This is a genomic window from Alistipes sp. Marseille-P2263, assembly GCF_018101075.1.
GTDB classification, from domain to species: domain Bacteria; phylum Bacteroidota; class Bacteroidia; order Bacteroidales; family Rikenellaceae; genus Alistipes; species Alistipes dispar.
This window is the reverse complement of sequence record NZ_JAGQEJ010000001.1, coordinates 514,303-534,527: the sequence shown is the minus strand read 5'-3', so window position 1 is coordinate 534,527 and position 20,225 is coordinate 514,303. Positions and strand designations below refer to the sequence as shown.

19 protein-coding genes are annotated in these 20,225 nt (G+C 64.0%); 12 read left to right on the top strand and 7 right to left on the bottom strand.

What is annotated here, in order from left to right; all coding sequences use genetic code 11:
• Positions 1 to 17 precede the first annotated feature (17 nt).
• From KB554_RS02315 to dnaK, 3 genes are all read left to right on the top strand, one after another.
• The gene (locus KB554_RS02315) at positions 18 to 1,592 is read left to right on the top strand and encodes a hypothetical protein (protein WP_211034854.1); all 1,575 of its coding nucleotides are present in this window, start codon (positions 18 to 20) and stop codon (positions 1,590 to 1,592) included.
• Positions 1,593 to 1,981: 389 nt separating this feature from the next.
• Positions 1,982 to 2,224: a DNA-binding protein gene (locus KB554_RS02310; protein ID WP_141429510.1), complete on the top strand. Its 243-nt coding sequence runs from the start codon at positions 1,982 to 1,984 to the stop codon at positions 2,222 to 2,224.
• Positions 2,225 to 2,572: 348 nt separating this feature from the next.
• Positions 2,573 to 4,492 carry a molecular chaperone DnaK gene (gene dnaK, locus KB554_RS02305; RefSeq protein WP_141429511.1) on the top strand — a complete coding sequence of 640 codons (1,920 nt, stop codon included), beginning with the start codon at positions 2,573 to 2,575 and terminating at the stop codon, positions 4,490 to 4,492.
• Positions 4,493 to 4,884: 392 nt separating this feature from the next.
• Here dnaK and KB554_RS02300 read toward each other — a convergent pair whose 3' ends face one another.
• Together KB554_RS02300 and KB554_RS02295 are read right to left on the bottom strand one after the other, a co-directional pair.
• Positions 4,885 to 6,189 carry an alpha-L-fucosidase gene (locus tag KB554_RS02300; protein WP_211034853.1) on the bottom strand — a complete coding sequence of 435 codons (1,305 nt, stop codon included), beginning with the start codon at positions 6,187 to 6,189 and terminating at the stop codon, positions 4,885 to 4,887.
• Between the two features lie 124 nt (positions 6,190 to 6,313).
• A complete protein-coding gene (locus tag KB554_RS02295) occupies positions 6,314 to 7,192 on the bottom strand; it encodes a DMT family transporter (protein WP_211034852.1) in 879 nt (292 codons plus the stop codon).
• A 124-nt stretch (positions 7,193 to 7,316) separates the two neighbouring features.
• Here KB554_RS02295 and secDF point away from each other — a divergent pair, with 124 nt between their 5' ends.
• The 9 genes from secDF (at position 7,317) to KB554_RS02245 (ending at position 16,433) form a co-directional block, all read left to right on the top strand.
• Entirely contained in the window at positions 7,317 to 10,340 is a 3,024-nt protein-coding gene (secDF, locus tag KB554_RS02290; protein ID WP_211034851.1) for a protein translocase subunit SecDF, read from the top strand.
• A 207-nt stretch (positions 10,341 to 10,547) separates the two neighbouring features.
• Entirely contained in the window at positions 10,548 to 10,943 is a 396-nt protein-coding gene (locus tag KB554_RS02285; protein WP_141429515.1) for a hypothetical protein, read from the top strand.
• A 4-nt stretch (positions 10,944 to 10,947) separates the two neighbouring features.
• On the top strand, positions 10,948 to 11,541 hold the full coding sequence (gene coaE, locus KB554_RS02280) for a dephospho-CoA kinase (protein ID WP_242116237.1): 594 nt from the start codon (positions 10,948 to 10,950) through the stop codon (positions 11,539 to 11,541).
• Between the two features lie 25 nt (positions 11,542 to 11,566).
• The gene (gene folP / locus KB554_RS02275; protein ID WP_211034962.1) at positions 11,567 to 12,364 is read left to right on the top strand and encodes a dihydropteroate synthase; all 798 of its coding nucleotides are present in this window, start codon (positions 11,567 to 11,569) and stop codon (positions 12,362 to 12,364) included.
• Positions 12,361 to 13,011, top strand: coding sequence for an ABC transporter ATP-binding protein (locus KB554_RS02270; protein WP_211034850.1), 651 nt, complete (start codon positions 12,361 to 12,363; stop codon positions 13,009 to 13,011). Before folP ends, KB554_RS02270 begins: the two co-directional genes overlap by 4 nt.
• Positions 12,995 to 13,780, top strand: coding sequence for a TIGR02757 family protein (locus tag KB554_RS02265; RefSeq protein WP_211034849.1), 786 nt, complete (start codon positions 12,995 to 12,997; stop codon positions 13,778 to 13,780). The genes KB554_RS02270 and KB554_RS02265 overlap by 17 nt, the downstream gene beginning before the upstream one ends.
• A gap of 3 nt (positions 13,781 to 13,783) precedes the next feature.
• Positions 13,784 to 14,659, top strand: coding sequence for a methyltransferase domain-containing protein (locus KB554_RS02260; protein WP_242116236.1), 876 nt, complete (start codon positions 13,784 to 13,786; stop codon positions 14,657 to 14,659).
• A gap of 52 nt (positions 14,660 to 14,711) precedes the next feature.
• Positions 14,712 to 15,605, top strand: a complete 894-nt coding sequence (locus KB554_RS02250) for a DUF4831 family protein (protein ID WP_211034848.1) — start codon at positions 14,712 to 14,714, stop codon at positions 15,603 to 15,605.
• Positions 15,606 to 15,614: 9 nt separating this feature from the next.
• Positions 15,615 to 16,433 (top strand): DNA alkylation repair enzyme, encoded by an 819-nt coding sequence (locus KB554_RS02245; protein WP_211034847.1) that lies wholly within the window; start codon positions 15,615 to 15,617, stop codon positions 16,431 to 16,433.
• On the opposite strand, the gene KB554_RS02240 is transcribed toward KB554_RS02245, so the two are convergent.
• The 5 genes from KB554_RS02240 to KB554_RS02220 form a co-directional block, all read right to left on the bottom strand.
• Positions 16,427 to 16,753 carry a thioredoxin family protein gene (locus KB554_RS02240; RefSeq protein WP_211034846.1) on the bottom strand — a complete coding sequence of 109 codons (327 nt, stop codon included), beginning with the start codon at positions 16,751 to 16,753 and terminating at the stop codon, positions 16,427 to 16,429. The two genes, KB554_RS02245 and KB554_RS02240, sit on opposite strands and share 7 nt — an antisense overlap.
• 68 nt (positions 16,754 to 16,821) lie before the next feature.
• Positions 16,822 to 18,189 (bottom strand): DNA repair protein RadA, encoded by a 1,368-nt coding sequence (gene radA, locus KB554_RS02235; RefSeq protein WP_211034845.1) that lies wholly within the window; start codon positions 18,187 to 18,189, stop codon positions 16,822 to 16,824.
• 5 nt (positions 18,190 to 18,194) lie between these two features.
• The gene (locus KB554_RS02230) at positions 18,195 to 18,926 is read right to left on the bottom strand and encodes a hypothetical protein (protein WP_242116234.1); all 732 of its coding nucleotides are present in this window, start codon (positions 18,924 to 18,926) and stop codon (positions 18,195 to 18,197) included.
• A 13-nt stretch (positions 18,927 to 18,939) separates the two neighbouring features.
• The gene (locus KB554_RS02225) at positions 18,940 to 19,617 is read right to left on the bottom strand and encodes a lactate utilization protein (protein WP_211034844.1); all 678 of its coding nucleotides are present in this window, start codon (positions 19,615 to 19,617) and stop codon (positions 18,940 to 18,942) included.
• A 44-nt stretch (positions 19,618 to 19,661) separates the two neighbouring features.
• The gene (locus KB554_RS02220) at positions 19,662 to 20,216 is read right to left on the bottom strand and encodes a sugar O-acetyltransferase (protein WP_211034843.1); all 555 of its coding nucleotides are present in this window, start codon (positions 20,214 to 20,216) and stop codon (positions 19,662 to 19,664) included.
• Between the last annotated feature and the right edge of the window lie 9 nt (positions 20,217 to 20,225).

Below are 20,225 nucleotides of genomic sequence, written 5' to 3'. Positions count from 1 at the left end.
TGAGAATGCGACGAAATATGAAATTGCGTACCCTGTGCCTTGCGGCGGCCGGTCTGCTGCTGCTCGGTTCCTGCGCGAAGGAGGAGGCCGAATCGTTCGACAAGTTCGAGGATATGGCGCTCGAAGCGTGGATGCAGCAGCATCGCCCCGAGCTGCTGAAAAACTACCAGTCCGACGGCGGCTATTACGTGGACGTCCTCGATGCCGGCGATATGAAGGCGGCTCCGATCAGCGACACGGTCTGCTGGGTGTCGTTCGACTTTTCGGGCCGCGACCTGAGCGGCAACATCATCCTCACGCGCCGTGCGGACGAGGCCCATCAGGTAGGGTCGTTCACCAAATACACCCGTTACGTGCCCTATTACCGCTATTGCGGCGAGCGCTTCTCGGGATCGTTGATCGAGGGGACCTACCTGGCCATGCGCAACACGCTGCATCTCGATCCCGACTACGTGGCGGCGCATCCCGAGCGGAACCTTCCTACCGAGCTCCGGCTCCGCGAGGGGTCGCAGGTGGTGCTCTACATGCCTTCGCGCGTCGTGGGGTCCGGCGGCGTTTCGGGCGACGGCGGCTACGAAGGGCAGAGCGGCTATACGCTCGATGCGCGGCGGCCGTTCATCGTCACGATGACGATCTGCGACACGGTCAAGAATCCGCTCGAGCACGAAGGCCGCGAGGTTGACGAGTTCTGCAAGACGCATAACGGCGGCCTGAAAATGTACGACAAGGACGACGATACGGCCGACATCGGGCCGCTGCCTTCCGATCCCGAGGACGAGAACCACCCCTACAATGTCACCGAGGAGTGGGTGAGCGCCAACGACACCATTCCGCAGGTCTATATCAACTACCGGTTCAACCCGGCGAAGAAGGGACTGAAATTCCCCGATCCCTATTTTTCGGGCTTCCTGCCCTATGCCGAGGCGTCGTCGATGGAGACGCTCGAGACGAAGATCAACGAAGCGCTCGTCAAACGCTTCCATCCCGACGAGGACAATCCTTATCCGACCGATATCAAGAAACTGGAAGCCGACTCGGTGAAGCTCGACGGCACGGCTAAGGTGTGGTATATCGGCCGTTTCCTCGACGGTTTCATTTTCGATACGAATATCGACGAGGTGAAGGAGCTGATTTACGGCGAGGTGGTTTCGGAGGGCGAAGCCTACGAATACACTCCCAAGGAGGGCGGAGCCGTTACCATGTGGTACTATTCGATTCCCAATCTCAAGTACGGGCAGTGGGCGGCCGTCGTCGCCACCTCGACCAACGGTTACGGTTCGACGGGCCGTTCGGGCGGAACCACCTCTTCGGAGGGATATTCCTCCTCGGATTATTACGATTATCTCAATTATCTGAACTATTACAACAGCTATTACGGCAACAACGGCTATTATAATCCCTATTACGGCGGCTACTACGGCTACGGCGGCTATTACGGCGGTTATTACAATCCCTATTACGGCTATGGCTACGGCTACGGTTACGGCAGCGATTCCGACGATTCGGAGAGCGTGACGACCGTCAGCACGGAGATTCCGCCCTTCTCGCCGCTGATTTACGAACTCTACATCGAACCCGAGGAAGAAGAGTAGCCTCCCCCGGGGCGTCGTCTGCGACCGTCGCTCCCGCGAAAAATTGCTTTCGCGGGAGCGGTTCGTTTTCGCACGTCCCGCTCTTTCGGAACCCTCTTTGTCAGAGACTCCCGGTCTTGATGCGTTTTTTCCGGGTTTCACGGCTCTCCCGACCCGGCCTTCCCGGTTTCCGCGGGCGCCCCGCATCCCGTTTTTCCGGGAGCGGTTCGTCCGGAATGCCTGCCGGACTGCGGCCGAAGATTCCGGATCATTTCGCTCCGCTTTCGTTTTTCTCGTCCCGCAATCCGTTTTTCCTGTTTCCCGCTACTTTTTCAGGCAGAAATTTTGTAATTCCGTAAAAATGTATTAATTTAGTTGTGCAGAAGTGCAACACCTAAAATTCAACAGATATGATTATCACATTTAACGAGTTGCGTCGTATCAAGGACCGGCTGCCGAGCGGCAGTTCGCAACGTATCGCAGATGAACTGGGAATAGACGTAGAAACCGTCCGCAACTATTTCGGAGGCAAACACGAGGCCAAGGAGTGTGTCGGCGTGCACTTCGAACCGGGTCCCGACGGCGGTGTCGTGACGCTGGACGACACGACGATTCTCGACGTGGCGATGCGTATCCTGAGCGAACAGCAGTAAGAGCTTACGATATTTTGTCCGGCCGTGTGCCGGGCCGAAGGCCGGATTCCGTGCGGATCCGGCCTTTCGCATGCCGGGTTCCGTCCCGGTCCGTTTGCGCCGTCGCCCTGCGCCGTCCGTCCCTTTTCGCTCCGTTCCGCCGGGGCGCCTTTTGACCGTTCCTGCCAAAATGCCGTGCGCGGGGCGCTCCGGAACCGCTCTTCCTGCCATTCGTCTGACAATTTGGCAGGGATTGCCGTTTGGTACAACCTTTGTTCGGAAAACGGACGTGTCCTGCGGCGGATGCCCGAAGGCCGGAAACCGCAGGCACGGAAAAGACGGAAAAACAATTAAAACATATTTACGATTATGGCAAAGATTATTGGTATTGATTTAGGAACTACGAACTCCTGCGTGGCAGTGATGGAGGGCAACGAGCCCGTGGTCATCCCCAACTCGGAGGGACACCGCACGACCCCTTCGGTCGTGGCGTTCACCGCCGACGGCGAGCGCAAGGTCGGCGATCCGGCGAAGCGTCAGGCCATTACGAATCCCAAGCGCACGGTCTTCTCGATCAAGCGTTTCATGGGCGAGACCTACGACAAGGTGACCGCCGACATCGCGCGCGCTCCCTATTCGATCGTCCGGGGCGACAACAACACGCCGCGCGTCGATATCGACGGACGCCTCTATACGCCGCAGGAGATCTCGGCCATCATTTTGCAGAAGATGAAGAAGACGGCCGAGGACTATCTGGGCCAGGAGGTCACGGAGGCCGTCATCACCGTTCCGGCCTATTTCTCCGATTCGCAGCGCCAGGCCACGAAGGAGGCGGGCGAGATCGCGGGCCTCAAGGTGCGCCGTATCATCAACGAGCCTACGGCCGCCGCGCTGGCCTACGGTCTGGACAAGAAGCAGAACGACATGAAGATCGCCGTGTACGACCTGGGCGGCGGTACGTTCGATATTTCGATTCTGGAGCTGGGCGACGGTGTCTTCGAGGTGAAGTCCACCAACGGCGACACGCACCTGGGAGGCGACGACTTCGACCACGTGCTGATCGACTACATGGCCGAGGCCTTCAAAGCCGAGCACGGCATCGACCTGCGTGAGGATGCGATGGCCCTGCAGCGTCTGAAGGAGGCTGCCGAGAAGGCGAAGATCGAGCTTTCGTCCTCGACCACGACGGAGATCAACCTGCCCTACATCATGCCGGTGAACGGCATTCCGCAGCACCTCGTGATGACGCTGACGCGCGCCAAGTTCGAGCAACTGTGCGACCATCTGATCCGCAAGACCGTCGAGCCGTGCAAGCTGGCGCTGCGCGACGCGGGTCTCGAGGCTTCGCAGATCGACGAGGTGATTCTCGTGGGCGGTTCGACGCGTATTCCCGCCATCCAGAAGATCGTGCAGGAGTTCTTCGGCAAGGCTCCCAACAAGTCGGTGAACCCCGACGAGGTCGTTGCCATCGGTGCGGCCATCCAGGGCGGCGTGCTGACGGGCGAGGTGAAGGACGTGCTGCTGCTCGACGTCACGCCGCTGTCGCTGGGCATCGAGACGCTGGGCGGCGTGATGACCAAGCTCATCGACGCCAACACGACGATCCCGACGCGCAAGTCGGAGGTCTTCTCGACGGCCGCCGACAACCAGCCTTCGGTGGAGATCAACGTCTGCCAGGGCGAACGTCCGCTGGCGCGCGACAACAAGTCGATCGGCCGCTTCCACCTCGACGGCATTCCGGCCGCGCCGCGCGGCGTGCCGCAGATCGAGGTGACGTTCGATATCGACGCCAACGGCATCCTGAACGTCTCGGCCAAGGACAAGGGCACGGGCAAGGAGCAGAAGATCCGTATCGAGGCTTCGTCGGGTCTGACCGAGCAGGAGATCCAGCGCATGCGCGACGAGGCGAAGGCCAACGAGGCGAAGGACAAGGCCGAGAAGGAGCGTATCGACAAGATCAACGCCGCCGATTCGAACATCTTCGCCACCGAGAAGCAGCTCAAGGAGTACGGCGACAAGCTGCCGGCCGACAAGAAGACCGCCATCGAGACGGCGCTCGGCAAGCTGAAGGAGGCGCACAAGAACGCCGACGTGGCCGCCATCGACACGGCCATCGCCGAGCTGAACGCCGCATGGCAGGCCGCTTCGCAGGACATCTACGCGCAGCAGCAGGCCCAGGGGGCGCAGCAGAACGCCGGAGCCGGCCAGCAGTCGCAGGCCGATGCGGGCGGCGCCCGGTCCGAGGGCGGCTCGCAGCCCGAGGACGTCGAATTCGAGGAGGTGAAATAATGCACCGGCTTCCGGCCCGGGCGGCGATCGCGGAACGGGCCGGTATCCGAAAACGAAAGCGGGGAAGTGGACATCCACTTCCCCGCTTTTTTCGTCTTCTCTCGATTTGCTGGCCCGGCTTTTCGGACGCGGAATATATCGTATGTCCGGTATCGTATGCCCGGCGAGGGTATCCCGGACACCGTGCACCCCCGGATTTTCCGGCCGTTTTCGGATTGTCCGATCCTTTCCGGACTGTCCCGTATTCCCGGCGAGAGCTTGCAGGCTCGCAGCATCGCATGTTCGGTCGGGTCCTGCCGGGCCTTGTCCTGTCCTGTCGGGGCTATCAGGCCTTGTCGGGTCTTGTCCGGCCTGAACGGCGGACCGCTCCGCCGTGCGGGCGGGTTCCCGGCCTATTTCCCCATCGTCAGTTCGACGATGTGATCCGGTCCTGCCGGACGTTCGCCCAGACGGAGCGTCACGCCCTCCTCGTCCTGCCGGAACTCCAGCCTGCGGCCGTCTGCGAAGGCTTTCGCTTCGCGCACCCGTTCTCCGCGGATGGGCACGAACAGCTCCGCGTCGGGCCAGTCGAGCACGTGGACGTAGATCTTGTCGCCCCGGCGGGTCGTGACGCCCCATGCGCGCGGCGTCACGGGCCCGGCCTGCGTGCCGTAGATCGTCTCGCCGTTCTCCCGCAGCCAGGCGCCGATTCCCGCGAGGCGTTCCAAAGCCGCCGCGGGCAGCGCCCCGTCGGGCTGCGGGCCGATATTGAGCAGCAGATTCCCTCCGCGTCCCGCAGCCCCCGCGAGGTAGCGGACGAGTTCGTCCGTCGGTTTGTAGCTCAGGTCCGTGATCCGGTATCCCCACGAGCCGTTCATCGTCTGGCACGTTTCGAGCGGCAGGCGGCTCACGGCCTGCCCCGAGAGTCCCGCCGTGTTCTCGCCCGGCAGGTCGCGTTCGAAGGTCTGCACGTCCTCGCCCTCGAACGGCGTGAGGTGGTGGTTGTTCACTACCAGACAGGCCGGTTGCAGCGTGTGGATCAGTCCGTACAGTTCGTCCAGGCGCCAGTCAAACCCGGGATTTTCGTCCTGGTCCCACACGCCGTCGAACCAGATCGCCCCCACCGGGCCGTATTGCGTGAGCAGCTCGGTGAGCTGCGCCTTCATGAAGTCGAAATAGGCCTCCGCATCCTCCTTTTCGGCCGGACGTCCCGTGCCGCGCCCCGTGCGGCCGCGCGGTGCATCCTCCCGCCACCAGTCGATGAGCGAATAGTAGAAGTGGATGCCCAGACCCTGCCGGCGGCACTCTTCGGCCAGCTCCTTCACCACGTCGCGTCCGAACGGCGTGGCGTCCGCGACGTTGTAGGGCGACTGCGCCGTGCGGAACATCGAGAATCCGTCGTGGTGGCGCGTCGTGAAGCAGACGTAGCGGGCTCCTGCCTCGCGGAAGGCCGTCACCCACGCCTTTGCGTCGAATGCCGCCGGACAGAACGCCCCGGCGAGCTTCTCGTATTCGCGGTAGTCGATGTCCTGGTTGGTCATCACCCATTCGCCCTGTCCGAGCAGGGCGTAGAGACCCCAGTGGAGGAAGATGCCGAACCTTCCATCGGCGAATCGTTGCCGTGCGGCGAGGTTCTCGGGCGACGGCTCGTAGGCGGGTTGTGCGGACGCGTTCGCGGCGAACAGCGCGGCGCAGCAGCAAAGCAGCAGTTTTTTCATGGCGTTTTTCGGGTTGAGATTTCCAAATATAGTGAAAATTTCCGGAATTTCCGCATGCCGCCTCCGGCGGCTTCTTGCTAACCGGTCCGTCGTTTGCTGCGGACCGGAAAGTCCCGCGATCGGCTCACCGTCGCTCCGCGTGCCACATGCCGCAGAGGATCATCGCCGCACCCGCGAGAGCCGGCGCCGTGATGCGCTCGCCGATGCAGAGCGCCGCCGTGAGCATCGTCACCAGCGGGTTGAAGAAGATGTAGTTGGTCGCCCGGACGGCTCCCAGCCGGCGCATCACGGCGTTCCAGAGGGCGTAGCAGAATCCCGAGGCCACGACGCCCAGGAACAGCAGGTTGGCCCATACGACGGGGCGCGCGAGCAGCTCCCCGGTCGCGGCGAACGGGCGGAATGCGAAGACCGGCAGGATCGTCGCCATGCCGTAGAAGAAGACCTTCCGGGCGATGAATGACGCCGGATAACGCGCCCCCAGCCGTTTGATGACCAGCGAATAGCCCATCCACGACAGCGCGGCGGCCAGTGCCAGCAGGTCGCCCGCCGGCGAGATGTGCAGCACGAAACGTCCGTTGAGCACCACCAGCGCCATGCCAGCCGCCGCCAGCGCGGCTCCGGCGGCCTGACGCCGCGTCATGCGTTCGCTGCGGTCGGCGCGTCCGGCCGCGAGGGCCGTCCAGACGGGCGCCGTGCAGACCAGCAGCGAAACGTTCGACGCCGGGGCGTACTCCAGCGCGACGTTCTCCAGCAGGAAATAGAGCGATCCGCCGCAGACGCCCGCCGCGGCGAACGCCGCCTCGTCGCGCCGGTTTTCCGCCCGGAGCCGGCGGGGCGCCAGCGGCAGGATGCAGAGGTATCCCAACGCGAAACGCATGAGGAAAATCTCCGCCGGGGTGAGTCCCGCGGCGATCAGCGCCTTGGTCGAAACGAACGTTGCGCCCCATACCGAGACGGTGAAGAGCGCCGCCAAATGGTATCTGTATTCGGACAAACGTGCCATACGGCTCCAAAAATAGAGATTTTTCAGCCGGGATACATATTTTCCATTCTTTTTTTTTATCTTTGCGTGCTATTGTGCGTAATGACTGAATAACAACAAATAATAACAAATTTTTTTCAAGCAGATGCAAAGTAAAGGTTTTATTAAACTCATCGCGGTGCTGCTGGCGCTCGCGTGCGTTTATCAACTCTCGTTTACGTTCAAGACACGTAGCGTGGAGAAGAAAGCGGCCGAGTACGCCGCGCAGTTCCCGCTCGAGGAACAGCCCGGGGCCGAGCAGCACTATCTCGACTCGGTGCAGAACCTGCCGGTCTATAACATGGGGCTGCGCAAGTTCACCTACAAGGAGTGCAAGGAGAAGGAGCTGAATCTGGGTCTGGACCTGAAGGGCGGCATGAACGTCATGCTGGAGGTGCAGGTCGAGGACGTCGTGAAGGCCCTCGCCGGTGACAGCCAGAACGATCCGGCCTTCGTCGAGGCCATCGCCGAGGCCAACGAGGCCATGAAGCGGGGCTCCTCGAACGACTATATCGCCGATTTCGTCAAGGCCTACGAGCGCCTCTCGGGCGGCCGGCCGATCGCCGGGATCTTCGTCAGCCCCGACCGCAAGGACATCACGCTCGAGAGCTCCGACGCCGATGTGGAGAAGATCCTCAAGCGCGAGACCGAAGCCGCCATCGCCGCTTCGTTCAACGTGCTCCGCAGCCGTATCGACCACTTCGGCGTGACGCAGCCCAACATCATGCGTCTGCCCAACTCGCACCGCATTCTGGTCGAGCTGCCGGGCGTGAAGGAGCCGCAGCGCGTCCGCGACCTGTTGCAGGGAACCGCCTCGCTCGAGTTCTGGACCACCTACGACGCCCGCGAAGTGCTGCCGATTCTGGTTTCGGCCGACAAGTTCATCCGTTCCGAGCAGTCCGCTCAGCCTGCTGCCGGGGAGGCGGAGGTTTCGGCGGAGGCCGCTTCGACGGCTCCCGCCGCCGGTGAGACTTCGGGCCTGATCGCCGAGGTGGGCGCCGATTCCGCGTCGGTGGCCGAGTCGGCCCGCACGGGCAACTACGACCGTGAGGAGAATCCGCTCTTCGCCGTGCTCGACCCGTCGTTCGCCGGCGGAGCCGCCATCGGCGCCGCCTACAAGGCCGACATGGCCGCCGTGAACGCCTACCTGGCCCAGCCTGCCGTGCGCGAGCTCTTCCCGGCCGACATCCTTTTCAAGTGGGGCGTCAAGGGCGACGACCATATCGACGGCCGCTACTACCTCTACGCCATCCGCGTCTCCACTCCCGACGGCAAGGCTCCGCTCGACGGTTCGGTCGTCACGGAGGCCACCGAGCAGTACGCCCAGCGCGGCGCCACGGCCGAAGTCTCGATGACGATGAACGCCGAGGGTACGCAGGAGTGGGCGCGCATGACGGGCGAGAACATCGGCAAGTGCATCGCCATCGTGCTCGACGGCTACGTCTATTCGGCGCCCCGTGTGAACGGCAAGATCGACAAGGGCCAGTCCTCGATCACGGGCGATTTCACGATTCAGGAGGCCAAGGACCTGGCCAACGTGCTCAACTCGGGCAAGGTCCCCGCTCCCGCGAAGATCATTCAGGATACGGTCGTCGGTCCTTCGCTGGGCCAGGAGTCGATCAACGCCGGTATGCTTTCGTTCGTGATCGCCTTCATCCTCGTACTCCTCTACATGGGCCTCTTCTATAAGACGGCGGGCTGGATGGCCGACATCGCGCTGCTGACCAACGTCTTCCTGCTGATGGGCGTGCTCGTGTCGTTCGGCGCCGTGCTGACCCTTCCGGGTATCGCCGGTATCGTGCTGACGATGGGTATGGCCGTCGATGCCAACGTCATCATCTACGAACGCATCAAGGAGGAGCTCCGCGGCGGCAAGGGCATTTCGCTGGCCATCAAGGACGGTTTCTCGAAGGCCTACTCGGCCATCATCGACGGTCAGCTGACCACCATCATCACGGGTATCGTCCTCTTCGTCTTCGGTACGGGTCCCGTGCAGGGCTTCGCTACGACGCTCATCATCGGTATCGTCACCTCGGTCTTCTGCGCCATCTTCATCACGCGCCTGATGATCGAGTGGATCGTTGCGAAATGGGGTTCCATTTCGTTCTCCTACAAGTGGTCCGAGGCGTTCCTCAGCAACACGCACGTCGATTTCATCGGCAAGCGCAAGGTCGCCTACGTACTGGCCGTGGCGCTGATGGCGCTCTCGTGCGTTTCGTTCGCCGTCCGCGGACTGAACCTCGGAGCCGAGTTCACCGGCGGCCGCGCCTACGTGGTCCGCTTCGACAAGCCCGTATCGGCCGAGGATGTCCGCGAGAACCTCGACAAGGCCTTCTCCCGGATCGCTGACGCCGACGCTTCGTCCGTGAGCTTCGAGGTGAAGCAGTACGGCAACGAGAACCAGATGCGCATCGTGACGCAGTACCGTTACGACGACACGTCGGACGAGGCTACGGCCGAGGTCGAGAAGATCGTCTATGACGCGTTGAGCCCGCTCTACTCCTATGCCATCACCTTCGAACAGTTCCGCAACACGCAGACCGACCTGAACGGTATTCTCACCGCCGACAAGATCGGTCCTTCGATCGCTCAGGACATGACGTGGAACGCCATCTACTCGGTGCTCTTCTCGCTCATCGCCATCGGTCTCTACATCACCTTCCGCTTCAAGCGCTGGCAGTGGGCTACGGGAGCCACGGCCGCACTGGCGTTCAACGCCCTGCTCATCATCGGTATCTTCTCGATGTTCTACGGGCTGCTGCCCTTCAACCTCGAGGTGAACCAGGCCTTCATCGCCGCCATTCTGACCATCATCGGTTACGCCATCAACGACACGGTGGTGGTCTTCGACCGAATCCGTGAGTATCTGGGCCTCTACCCGAAGCGCAATCTCAAGGAGCTGGTGAACGGCGCCATCAACTCGACGCTGTCGCGTACGATCAACACTTCGGGCACGACGCTCGTGACGCTGCTGGCGATCTTCTTCTTCGGCGGCGAGACGATCCGCGGCTTCATCTTCGCGCTCATCATCGGCGTCGTGGTCGGTACGGCCGCCACGATCTTCATCGCCACGCCGATCGCCTACGATCTGATGATCCGGCGCGCCGCGAAGGCCGGCGAGGAGAAATAATCCCCGCGTATATCTGATTTTATAAATAGCGAAAGGACCGTATCTCCGCGATACGGTCCTTTTTCGTCGGGCGGCGGCAAATAAATTTGGCGTTGCGCGCATCTTGCCTTATCTTTGCATATCGGATCGCTTTTCGGCCGTAGGGCCGCATCCCGCCACGGGTTGCGGCGCCTTCGATGCCGGAGTGGCTATTTTTTTGTAGGACACATGGAAAATCTGCTGAAGTGGATGCGCCGCTACGTCTCGCCGGTCTTTCTGGCGCTGCTCGTCGCCTCGTTCATCTTGTGGTATCTGGCCAAACTGACTTATATGTATACCACCGAACAGACCATCCGGCTGAGCATCGACGGCCAGCCCGTCGAAATTACCTGCGTGGTCGAAGGGGTGGGGACCAACCTGTTCGGTTACAGGGTCTATATGAACAAGACGCTGCGCATTCCCCTCGCCGAGCTCAAGACGCGCCGGGCGACCGGGGAGGGCCACGAGGGCAAGCTCGTCATCGACCCGCAGTCGTTGCAGCACGCGATTTCGGTACGCTTCAGCGACATCAAGATCATCTCTATCGGTGCGATCCCCGAGATCGACGACCCCGTAAAGGAGTGACGCCATGATGAAAGTCGGAATCACGGGCGGCATCGGCAGCGGCAAAAGCACCGTCTGCCGTTTGTTCGCGGCGCGGGGTGTCGCGGTCTATGACTCCGATACCGAGGCCCGGCGGCTGATGACCGGTTCCGCGGAGTTGCGGCAGGCGATCGCGGCGCGCTTCGGCGCCGACATCTACCGCGGCGGTGCGCTCGACCGCGCCCGTCTGGCCGGGATGGTCTTCTCCGACGGGGCGGCGCTGGCCGATCTCAATGCGCTGGTGCATCCCGCCGTCGTGGCCGATTTCGCCGCCTGGACCGAACGGCAGGCGGGTGATTACGTGATTCTGGAGAGCGCCATCCTCTTCGAGGCCGGACTGCGCGGGGCGGTCGATCGCACGGTCGCCGTGCTGGCCCCGCTGGAACTCCGTATCGAACGCACCTGCCGCCGCGACGGTTGCGACGTCGAAGCCGTCCGCCGCCGGATCGCGGCCCAGGCCGACGACGACACGCTCTGCGCCGCAGCCGATTTCACCCTTGTCAATATCCTCGAAGAGGAGCTCGAACCCGCCGTGGCGGCCCTCGACCGCCGTTTCCGTTATGAAGCACAGCACCGTTGATCCGTTTCCGTCCGCCCCGTGCGTGATGGCCATTCTGAATGTCACTCCCGACTCGTTCTACGCCGGGAGCCGGACCCCTTCGGCCGGAGAGGTCGAACGCCGTGTCCTCGAAGCCGTGGGGGAGGGCGCCTCGATCATCGACGTCGGGGGCTATTCCTCGCGTCCCGGGGCCGACGAGGTTCCGCCCGACGAGGAGTGGCGGCGCGTGGCGCTGGGCGTGGAGGCCGTGCGGCGGCTGGCTCCCGATACGGCCGTTTCGGTCGATACGTTCCGCAGCGGCATCGCCGCCCGGGCCATCGAGACCTTCGGTCCGCTGATGATAAACGACATTTCGGCCGGCGAGCTGGACCCTGCCATGTTCGCCGTCGCCGCCCGTTACGACGTGCCCTATGTCGCCATGCACATGAAGGGCGACCCGCAGACGATGCAGTCGCTCACCGACTACCGCCGGGACATCGTTTCCGAGGTGGTCGCCTATTTCCGCCGCCGTGTCGAACGGATGCTCGCCGCCGGTATCCGCCGCGAACGGATCGTCCTCGATCCCGGTTTCGGATTCGCCAAGACCGCGGAGCAGAACTACCGCCTGCTCGCCGGGCTGCACGAGCTCTGTGCGCTGGGCTACCCGGTACTCGCGGGGCTTTCGCGCAAGTCGATGATCTATAAGGTGCTCGGCACGACGCCCTCCTGTTCGCTCGCCGGGTCGGTCGCGCTGGGATGGGAGTGCCTGCGCCAGGGTGCGGCGATTCTCCGCGTGCACGACGTGCGCGAGGCCGTCGATACGGTGCGGCTTTTCGGAATGTACGAACGACAGGTTTCGCTATGATACGACTTACAGACATACGCAAACGCTTCGGCGAGCTGGAGGTGCTCAAGGGCGTCTCGCTCGGGGTCCGGCAGGGCGAGGTGGTCTCCGTCGTCGGGGCCAGCGGCGCCGGCAAGACGACGCTCCTGCAAATCATGGGCACGCTTTCGCGTCCCGACGCGGGCCGGGTGGAGATCGGCGGCGAAGACCCCTTCGCGCTGGGCGACAAGGCGCTGTCGCGTTTCCGCAACGACCGCATCGGCTTCGTTTTCCAGTTCCACCACCTGCTGCCCGAGTTCTCGGCCTTCGAGAATGTCTGCATTCCGGGGCTGATCGGCCGGCGGCCCCGCGCCGAGGTCGAGCGCCGTGCTGCGGAGCTGCTCGCGCTGGTGGGTCTCACCGCCCGCCGCGACCACAAGCCCGGCCAGTTGTCGGGCGGCGAGCAGCAGCGCGTGGCCATCGCCCGGGCCATCGTCAATGCGCCTGCCGTGCTGCTGGCCGACGAGCCTTCGGGTAACCTCGACACCCGCAATCGCGAAGAGATCCACCGTCTGTTCTTCGACCTGCGCGACGAACTGGGGCAGACCGTGGTGATCGTCACCCACGACGAGCGCCTCGCCGCGATGGCCGACCGGAAAATCACCATGTCCGATGGCCGGATTCTCTGATCGCGGGGCGTTGCGCGAGCTGCTCGAGCGGCTCCACGACCGGTACAACCGCCCGGAGTTCATTCCGGACGACCCCGTCGCCGTGCCGCACCGCTACACGGGCCGTGCCGACCGGGAGATCGCCGGCTTCTTCGCCGCCACCATCGCCTGGGGCAGCCGTCCCACGATCGTCCGTAACGGCCACCGCCTGATGCGCTACATGGACGATGCTCCGGCCGATTTCGTGCGCAACGCCTCGGAGCGCGAGCTGGCGGGACTCGGCGCCTTCGTCCACCGCACCTTCAACGGGGGCGACGCCCGCGATTTCGTGCTGGCCCTGCGCCGCATCGAAACGCTCTACGGCGGCATCGGGGCCTTTTTCGAGAGCCGCTACGCCGCCGTGGGCGACCTTCCGGCGGTCTTCGCCGATTTCCGCCGCGAATTTTTCGCCGCCGACCATGCGCCGCGCTGCGAGAAACACCTCTCTTCCGTCGAGCGCGGCGCGGCGTGCAAACGCCTGTGCATGTACCTGCGGTGGATGGTCCGCCGCGACGACCGGGGCGTGGACTTCGGGGAGTGGCGCACCATTCCCGCTTCGGCCCTGCGGCTGCCGCTCGACGTCCATGCCGGCGACATGGCCCGCGCATTGGGGTTGCTCTCGCGCCGTCAGAACGACTGGCGAGCCGTCGAGGAGGTCACCGCCGCGCTCCGCACCTTCGATGCCGACGATCCCGTGCGGTACGATTTTTCGTTGTTCGGCGCCGGCATCGGCGGTTATCTGAAGGATTGATCCATGTTCCGTTTCAAGCAGTTTGCCGTGCGGCAGGACCGCTGCCCGATGAAGGTCGGCACGGACGGCGTGCTCCTCGGGGCCTGGGCCCCGGTGCTGCCTTCCGACCGCCGGGTGCTCGACATCGGCACGGGCACGGGACTGATCGCCCTGATGATGGCCCAGCGCATGCCGCAGGCACGGATCGCGGGGGTGGACATCGACGACGTTTCGCAGGCCCGCGAGAATGCCGACGCCTCGCCGTGGGGCGCACGCCTCGAATTTCACCGCTGCCCCGTGCAGGAGTTCGCCGCCGGCGGAGCGTTCGATCTCATCGTCTCCAATCCGCCCTATTTCGTCGGTTCGCTCACCTGCCCCGATGCGGGCCGCACCGCCGCGCGCCATGCCGTCCATCTGCCTTTCGAGGCGCTGCGCGACGCCGTGCTGCGGCTGCTCGCACCCGGAGGCCGTTTCGCGCTGATCCTTCCCTCATCCGAGGCCGAACGCTTCCTCGCCGTTTGCCGGGACGCCCTGACCCTCGTGCGCCGTACCGACGTGCGCACCACGCCGCGCCGCGAAGCGAAGCGCGCCCTGCTCTGCCTGACCCGCCCGGCCGGGGCTCCGCTTCTTCTCCGGCAACTGACGGCCGGAGCTTCCGCTTTGGCCGGTCCCGCCGTTTCGGCCGGGGCTTCCGCTTCCGCCCCTTCCGGTCTTGTCGCTTCTCCCTTGAACGTTCCCGGTGCTGCCGTCGCCGTCCCGTCCGTTTCCGCAGCCCTGCCGGAGGAGACCGGGCGGCCCGTCGTCCCGCTGCGCGACGAACTGGTGGTCGGCACGGGCGGACACGAATCCTATACTCCCGAATACCGGGCCCTTACGCGCGATTTTTACCTGAAATTTTGATGGCACGCGAAAAAAAGTTACATTTGTAGATGGTATCCAAACTTCGTGCACTATGAAATTCCGTCTTTTGACCCTGGCCCTGTTGTGTTGCGGCGCTGCCGCCACGGCCCAAAATCCCTATATCGCCTTCGAAGGCGCCGCCGAAAGCGCTGCGGGGATCGCCGTCAGCATGCCCCGTTCGGTGCTGGCCGTCGATTTTTCGGTCGAGTGCAGCACCGTCCTCTGCGGACCTTATGCCCGCTATGCGCAGAAATACCTCGGTGTGCGCGCTCCGCTGACCGACAAGACGACATGGAGCATCGCGGGGGCGCGGATCGCGCTGGCCGGCGATGACGCGTTCGGGGCAGCCGCACCCGCGGCCGATGCCTCCCGCGTCGTTTCCCATGCGGCTTCGGACGAGGCTTTCGCGGCTCTGCAACCCGACAAGACCTCGGCGACGGTCTATTCGCTCGAGGATGCCGCGCGCATGGCCGCCGAGCAGATTTTCTCCCTGCGCCGTCACCGCCTGGAACTGATTACGGGCGAAGCCGGCGAGAATGTCTTCGGCGAGGGGCTGAAAGCCGCGCTGGCCGAGATCGAACGGCTCGAGCAGAGCTACCTGGAGCTGTTCCTCGGCAAGCAGATCGTTTCGACCCGGACGCAGCGCTACCTGGTCTATCCCTCCGCCGACCGGAAACAGTATGTCTTCTGCCGCTTCAGCCCGGCCGCCGGGCTGCTTCCCGAGAGCGATCTCTCGGGCGATATGGTGGTGTTGCAGATCGAGCCGTCGGGCGACACGGAGTGTCCGATCGAGGCCGGTCCGAAAGAGCAAGGTACGGTGAAGTGCCGCATGGCCGATCCTTCGACCTGCACGGTGATCGCCTCCGGCCGCGAATACGCCCGTGCCGTCGTGCCGCTGTTCGAATTCGGCCGCACGGTCCAGGTGGCTCTTCCGCGTCGCAGATAGCAGACGTATATGAACCATACCTCCCGCATGACGGCGCTGCTCGGCGAGCTGCGCCGTGAGCGCAACGGGGCCGTGGCCGATGCCATGCGCCTCGTCGGCGCGCCCTACGGGCTGAATTACGGCGTGAGCCTCCCGACGTTGCGCCGTCTGGCGCGTGCCGAAAAGCCCGATTATGCATTTGCGAAGTTCCTCTCGTTGCAGGATGTGCGCGAACTGCGCCTTGCGGCCTACCACATTGCCGATCCGGCCGGCCTTACGCCCGGCGAATTTCCGTTCTGGGCCTCCGGCATCGTCAATCACGAGCTGGCCGAGGAGGCCGCCTTCGCCCTGTTGCCGCGTATCGGGGACTTTCCCGCCTTGTTCCGGACGTGGACGGCGGCCGGTATGCCGTGGCCGTTGCAGTATGCGGCGCTGATGGCCGCTTCCCGCGTCGTGCCGCCCGACTCCGGGTGGGTCGATTCCGCCGTCGAAGCGGTCCGCAGGGCTGCCGTGGCCGCCGAAACCGCGCCTCCGGACGTTGCAGCTTCCGAAGGAGGCCTTGTTTCTGCCGCACCCGTTGCTGCCGTCGTTGCCGGGACCGGTCCCGCAGCGTCCGCCTCCCCGGGAAGCGGTTTTTCCGTATCCGCGACCTCTTCCGCCGCCTGCTCCGTGTGCACTCCCGCCGCTGCGCTCCTTGTCGCACAGGGGGCGGTGGCGCTGCTCGCGGCTGTCGGGTCCCGAAACGGGGAGAGCCGGCAGGCGGTGCTCCGCAAAGCCGGCTCTCTGGGCCGGCTCCGTGCCGAAGACTACGTCCACGAGGAGCTGGCCTGGCGGTTGGAAGTTCAGTGATGTACGGCGTGTTCGCGCTGTTCGATCGTGTCGAAAGCCTCCCTGAGTTCCGTGTAGCCTATGAGACCGCTTCGGCGCCAGAGCACTTCGCCGCGGCGGAAGATCACCAGAGTCGGAACCGAGGAGATGTTGTAACGCCGCACGATCTCCAGCATGTCGGGGTCGTCCACGTCGATCCGGTAAACGTCCGCACGGCCGTTCATTTCCGTTTGGAATCTGTCGATTACGGAAACCATTGCCTGGCACGGTCCGCACCAGGTGGCGAAGAAGTCCGCGAGCGTCACCGCGTCCCTCCAGATGATTTTGTCGAAGTCTTTCATAGTCGCTCCTTTCGGAAGAGGCGGCCGTTCGCCGCGTCCTCCGCGTTTTTCCGGGGGAGCAGCAAATTCTATTCCAGAAAGAGCGCCCGGGGCAGCTGGTCGATGCTGTTTATCCGCACGATTTCGATGCCTTTGGGATGTTTGGCTCCTTTGGCGAGGTATCCCGAGACGACGATCCGCCGGAATCCCAGCCGGGCGGCTTCGCTGATGCGCTGTTCGGTGCGCGGGGCAGGGCGCACCTCGCCCGACAGCCCGATTTCGCCCGCGCAGCAGACGCCCTCTCCCACGGGACGGTCGTAGTAGGAGGAGATCACCGCCGCCACGACGGCCAGGTCCAGCCCCGGGTCGGCGACCTTGAACCCTCCGGCGAAGTTCAGGAAGACGTCCTTCTGGAACATCTTCATCCCGACGCGCTTTTCGAGCACCGCCAGCAGCATGTTCATCCGCCGCGTGTCGAATCCCGTGGCCGTGCGCTGGGGCGTGCCGTAGGCCGCGCCGCTCACCAGCGCCTGCACTTCGATCAGGTAGGGTCTCACGCCGTCGGCCGCAGCGCCCACGGCGATGCCGCTCAGCGGCTCCTCGTAGTGCGTGAGCAGGATCTCCGACGGATTGTCCACGCCCCGCAGTCCGGTGTCCAGCATTTCGAACACGCCGATTTCGAACGTCGCGCCGAAGCGGTTCTTGATGCCGCGCAGGATGCGGTATATGTTGTTGCTGTCGCCCTCGAATTGCAGGACGACGTCCACGATGTGTTCGAGGATCTTCGGTCCGGCGATGGTCCCGTCCTTGGTGATGTGGCCGATGATGACGATCGACGTGGCGGTCGATTTGGCGTATTTGAGCAGCGTCGCGGCGCATTCGCGGATCTGCGACACGCTTCCGGCCGACGAATCCATCAGCTCGGTGTAGATGGTCTGTATCGAGTCGATGACGACCAGGTCGGGCTTCTGCTCGGCGATTTGCGCCACGATGTTCTCCAGCAGCGTCTCGGGGTAGATCATGCACTCCTCGTTGCCGATCCCGAGCCGCATGGCGCGCATCTTGATCTGCTCGGCCGACTCCTCGCCCGAGACGTAGAGGGTCTTCAGCCCGTTCGCGGCCAGGGCGATCTGGAGCGAAAGGGTCGATTTGCCGATGCCCGGCTCGCCGCCCAGCAGCACGAGCGATCCGGGGACCATGCCGCCGCCCAGCACGCGGTTCACCTCGGCGTTGCCCAGATCGAGCCGCCGGTGTTCGCTCTCGCGGATGTCACGCACCCGCTGGGGTTTCGCCGCCGGCAGCGACCCTGCGGCGACGGCCGGTACGGAGCCGCTCTCGCGCGCCACGATCTCTTCCGCGAAGGTGTTCCATTCCCCGCACGAGGGACATTTCCCCAGCCATTTGGGGGCTTCGAATCCGCAGTTTTTGCAGAAGAAGGCTTTTTTTACCTTTGCCATCCTGTTCAGTATGCGTTAGCCGAGGTGTACTCCTTGCGCACGGCCCGCGTGATGCCGGCCGCGGGGTAGAGGGCCTGGTACTGTTCCGTGAGGTCCACCTCCAGCACGATTTTCCGCTCGCCCTCCTCGTCGGTGTACGATGCGGGCGAACATACGTAGTCCTCCTCGCCGAAGAGAACCTCGAACTGCTCCTTGCCCGGCTCCTTGCCGAACAGTCCCGTCACGGGTTCCGTGTCGGGCGCGGTCCTGATTTCGGCCCGTCCGCCGTTGTATTGCGAGAAGTGCAGCGTGTAGCCGCCTCCCGCCTGCACGGGGGCCGCCGACACGATCTCGGTCTCGATCTGCACGACCAGCGGATTCTCCCCGCTGCCGCCGTCTTCTTCGCTGTCGCCTTCGCCGGTCCCTTCGCCGCCTTCGTCGCCGCCGTCGTCCGGATTCCCGCCTCCGGCCGCTCCGGTTCCGTCGCTGTCCCCCGTCCCGGTATCATCGCCGGTCCCGGTATTGTCTCCGGTTTCGTCTTCGTTGCCGTCTCCGGTCTCTCCGCCGCCGGAGTTATCCCCGGAGCCGTCTCCCTCCTCTCCCGTGCCGGGATCGGAGTTTTCGGTCAGGGCGACGTCGGCTTCGATCCGGGTGACGGGGTAGCGGGCCGTGTAGAATACGCCGGTCCGGGATTCTCCGCACGCTGCCGTGAGCAGCGCCGCGCACAGGGCGCACAATAGATAGAACTGCCGTTTCATGCGTTTCTGTTTTTCATAATCCCCGGTCTTCGTCGATCAGCACCACCAGCACGCGCCCTGCCGGGTGGCAGCGCAGCATCTCCATCCGGGTATTGCAGATGCGGTCGGGGGAGTTGCAGTCCATGCAGACCCCGGTTTTGGCGCACGGTGTGCGGAATCCGGGGTGGCGGGCTATGTTTTGCGGCGCGGCGATGCGCCGGATGCGTTCTTCGGCCTCTCTGCGGTCGGCCACGATTTTGTTGCGTCCCGCCACGAGGAGCACCTTGCGGGGGCCGAACGCCACCGGGGCGATGCGGTTGCCCACCATGTCGAGCCAATGGAGCGTGCCCTCTTCGGTCACGGCGTTGATTCCCGTCACGAAAAGGTCCGACAGCAGGGCCTGCCGCCGGATTTCGAGTCTTTCGGGCCGGGGCATCGAGGCGTCGAATCCGTCGAGCAGCCTCCACCGCCCGTCCCGGCGCAGCCATTCTACGATTCCCGTGTCGCGCATCGTCATCGAATCGCCGAACGATACGAGTTCCGGCATCTCGGCCTCGACCGCTGCGCGCAGCCTTTCGAACGCCTCCTGCGCGTCCTTCGTCACGACCGCTTCGAAGCCGTGGCGGCGCAGCGCTTCGGCGCAGCGTGCGAGCCGTGCCGTCCGGTCCGCCGTATCGTTTCGTTCCGTCTTTGTCGTCTGGTTCGTCTGCATCGTGTTTTGCTTTGTGTGTCGTCGTGTGAACCTTCCGTTTGTCTTCAGCGCAGTTTCCGCTTCACGACCGCCGGATTTCCCGCGGCCAGCGAGTCCTCGGGAATGTCGTGCACGACGACGCTCCCTGCGCCGATGATCGAGCGGGCGCCGATCCGGACGCCCGGGCAGACCGTGACGCCGGCTCCCAGCCAGCAATCCTCGCCGATCGTGATCGGGAGGCCCGTTTCGACGGGTTTGCGGCGCTCTTCGAAGTCTATCGGATGCTGCGGCGTGCAGATACGGCAGCCGGGGCCGATGAGCGTGTGGTCGCCGATCGTGATGCCGCCGCAGTCGAGAAACGTGCAGCCGGCGTTGATAAAGACGCCTTCGCCCAATTGAATCCGATGACCGTGGTCGCAGTAGAACGGCGGCATGATCCGGGCAGTGGGATGGCGATGGGGGATTAGCGCTGAGAGCGCTTCGTCGTAGGCTTTGCCGTCGTCGAATGACACGGCGTTGAAATGTGCCTGGTTCACCCGCCTTCGGCGAAGGCTTTCTGCCACATCGGGTGCTGTGAAATCGAACGGCTCGCCTGCGAGCATCTTTTCCATTTCGGTCATGATGTCGTT